This is a genomic window from Cysteiniphilum sp., assembly GCF_057495195.1.
Genome location: NZ_JBXTEF010000102.1, coordinates 1 through 2,390, shown reverse-complemented (window position 1 = coordinate 2,390; position 2,390 = coordinate 1). Strand labels below are relative to the sequence as shown.

At 38.7% G+C, this 2,390-nt stretch carries 7 protein-coding genes; all 7 read left to right on the top strand.

Annotated features, from left to right (window positions below; all coding sequences use genetic code 11):
• The first annotated feature begins 60 nt into the window (after positions 1-60).
• Positions 61-363 (top strand): hypothetical protein, encoded by a 303-nt coding sequence (locus tag ACY10D_RS09360; RefSeq protein WP_487000469.1) that lies wholly within the window; start codon positions 61-63, stop codon positions 361-363.
• Positions 356-532: a hypothetical protein gene (locus tag ACY10D_RS09355; protein WP_487000468.1), complete on the top strand. Its 177-nt coding sequence runs from the start codon at positions 356-358 to the stop codon at positions 530-532. The genes ACY10D_RS09360 and ACY10D_RS09355 overlap by 8 nt, the downstream gene beginning before the upstream one ends.
• Positions 525-917, top strand: a complete 393-nt coding sequence (locus tag ACY10D_RS09350) for a hypothetical protein (RefSeq protein WP_487000467.1) — start codon at positions 525-527, stop codon at positions 915-917. Before ACY10D_RS09355 ends, ACY10D_RS09350 begins: the two co-directional genes overlap by 8 nt.
• Before the next feature lie 55 nt (positions 918-972).
• On the top strand, positions 973-1,215 hold the full coding sequence (locus ACY10D_RS09345) for a hypothetical protein (RefSeq protein WP_487000466.1): 243 nt from the start codon (positions 973-975) through the stop codon (positions 1,213-1,215).
• Between the two features lie 280 nt (positions 1,216-1,495).
• Positions 1,496-1,723: a TrbC/VirB2 family protein gene (locus ACY10D_RS09340; RefSeq protein WP_487000465.1), complete on the top strand. Its 228-nt coding sequence runs from the start codon at positions 1,496-1,498 to the stop codon at positions 1,721-1,723.
• 10 nt (positions 1,724-1,733) lie between these two features.
• Positions 1,734-2,036 (top strand): VirB3 family type IV secretion system protein, encoded by a 303-nt coding sequence (locus ACY10D_RS09335; RefSeq protein ID WP_487000464.1) that lies wholly within the window; start codon positions 1,734-1,736, stop codon positions 2,034-2,036.
• Between the two features lies 1 nt (position 2,037).
• Positions 2,038-2,390: hypothetical protein (locus ACY10D_RS09330; protein WP_487000463.1), on the top strand; the 353-nt coding region annotated here is incomplete at its 3' end.

The following is a 2,390-nucleotide window of genomic DNA, read 5'->3' as shown; positions in this document are numbered from 1 at the left end:
AAAAAGTTAACTTAATAATAAGTTAATCAAACATACAACAACACAAGAGGCGATAGCGGATTGCCACTGTTAAGGTGGCATGAGGCTAAAAAGAAAACACAAGTTTTAAACAATCCATTTAAGACACAAAAGGCGAGCAACACAATGGACTTTGAAGACAAAGACGATGACAACAAAGATATTAAAAAACACGTACTGATTGAGTCTGAGCTACATGCACCATTTAAAAGTTACTGTGTGAGCGTTGAGAACAAACCAGTTAAAACCGTGGTGAGTAATATGATCAGAGAAAAATTAAGCGATTCAGGTTTTCAAGTAGTCACTAAAAATAATAACAATCAAGGTGGGGGCAGCAATGACTAGAGGACATTTAATTTTAAGCTTAAGTTTAATGGCTTCTAGCTCATTGTGTTTTGCTGCTTATCCTATTACTGACTTACCGACAGAAATATATACAGCCGTACAAATGGCTAAAAAAGTTAATCAAATTACAAACGCAACAAACAACTATAAGGATGTAAAAAATGACTAAATTAAATCGTAACGTGATATTACTAGGTGCTTCTGTAGCAACGCTGTTAATGACAGGCTGCGCTTCTACTAACTTTGGTGAAGTACAGCATGGTTATACGACTAGCTTAATGGGTGCCAAGCTTTTGCCTACTAAAGCAGACAATGTAAAGCTGTTCTATAAAGATCAACCTAATCAAATCTTGCCATGCAAGAAGTACGACACCATTGGCAGTGTCACGGTCAATATGTATGATTCGTTCTTAGGCTTTGATCGCTCCAAGGATTCAATCAATAGTTATCTAAAAGAGGGTGGTGCAAGCTTAGGCGCGGATGCTGTGATCAATATTTCAGAAGTTGACCAGAAACAAACAGGCTACGCGATTAAGTGTAAAAAAGGTAAATAGCGTTGTCTCCAGTCCAACACAAAAGGCGAAAACTAAAACGAGAGGATTTTAAACCATGAAGAACGTAGATTTTTACAAAGGTGTAGTTGAGCGACAATTACCGCTTAATTTTTCGGGTGATCATGCCAGTTATCTTTTGCATCATCCGCACGGTAATCGGATTATCAAGCATTCAGAATTAGATTGGTTCTGCAAAAAATGTTTTGGTGATGCAGCTATCAGTGTTGAGGATGCTTTGCTGCATGGTGAGGTCATTGAAACAGGCGCAGGCTCAGTATCAATTGATCTGTTAGGTTAGTTGTTCATTATGCTTGTTGTTTTTTTAAACATTAAAAATTCAAAAGGCATAACTAACCATTATCCAGTGTAGTCAAGTAATCCTTTGGCGTGAATACGAGAAAATTAAGGTATCTACGCTAGAAGATTGAAAAATAGACAAGTTGAAGCATAAACAAAAAAGGAGAGGAGTTAAAGAAAATGATTAGGTGCTGTAAGCATCAGGCGTAAAGAATAAAAAGTTTAAGTAAAAGAAGTAAAACAACTTTAAATAACAAACCAACACAAAAGGCGGTGAAATCATGGGCGATAATCCATTACTAACAATCTTACAAAACATTGTGCAATTTATTCAGGGCGACACAGGTAAAATCTTGTGTTTACTGGTTATCCTAGCGGGTGGTATCTGCTGGTGGTTCAATATTGGCGATAAGAAGAAATGGGCGTTAGGTGCCATTATTGGTACGGTGTGCGTATTCTCTGGCACATGGATAGCGCAGCACTTCTTAGGCATTCAAGTTAACGCGTAGGGTGGCTGTGATGTCTGAACAAGACGAAGAATACAACGTAGCAATCATTTATGGCGCTTTAATGCGTCCACCAATGCTATGGGGTATTCCTTATAACTTTTTGCCAATAGCGGGCTTTATAGCGGCATTGTTGAGTGTGGCGTTTAATCCGTTAGTCGGTCTTGGCTCATTACTACCGTTGTGGTTGATGGGCTATATCGTTGGCAAAACTGACCCAGACGGATTCTCGGTGTATCAAATGTATTATCAGTCACACTTTGCTGATAACAAGTTGACCGCTAAAGAATCCTTTACCATTTACGGAGCGTGTTAATATGCCAGTTGTTGAACTTGACCAATTAGCGGATGTATCTAAGCAAACGCAAGTATCGCAAAAGCTGCCTAAGATGCACATGGTCGCCCCGCATATAGTCCGCACCCATGATCACTTATACTTTGGCACGATTAAAGCCCAAGGCGTTTATGTTGATCTTGAAAGTGTGCAAACCATTAACCAGTATGACGATAAGCTGCACATGATTATCAAAGGCTTAGATCAAGACTTTGGTGTGTATTTTCATTTATTCAGGCGCAAAGTTGAGTCTGATTTTCACGTACACGGTGAATCTGATTTTACCAAAGAGTTTACGGCTAAATATCGCGATAAGTACCAAAATGCAGAGCTATA

Coding starts and splice junctions, on each gene's coding strand:
- ACY10D_RS09355 (WP_487000468.1), top strand. CDS start 356: ATGACTAGAGGACATTTAATTTTAAGCTTAAGTTTAATGGCTTCTAGC.
- ACY10D_RS09350 (WP_487000467.1), top strand. CDS start 525: ATGACTAAATTAAATCGTAACGTGATATTACTAGGTGCTTCTGTAGCA.
- ACY10D_RS09345 (WP_487000466.1), top strand. CDS start 973: ATGAAGAACGTAGATTTTTACAAAGGTGTAGTTGAGCGACAATTACCG.
- ACY10D_RS09340 (WP_487000465.1), top strand. CDS start 1,496: ATGGGCGATAATCCATTACTAACAATCTTACAAAACATTGTGCAATTT.
- ACY10D_RS09335 (WP_487000464.1), top strand. CDS start 1,734: ATGTCTGAACAAGACGAAGAATACAACGTAGCAATCATTTATGGCGCT.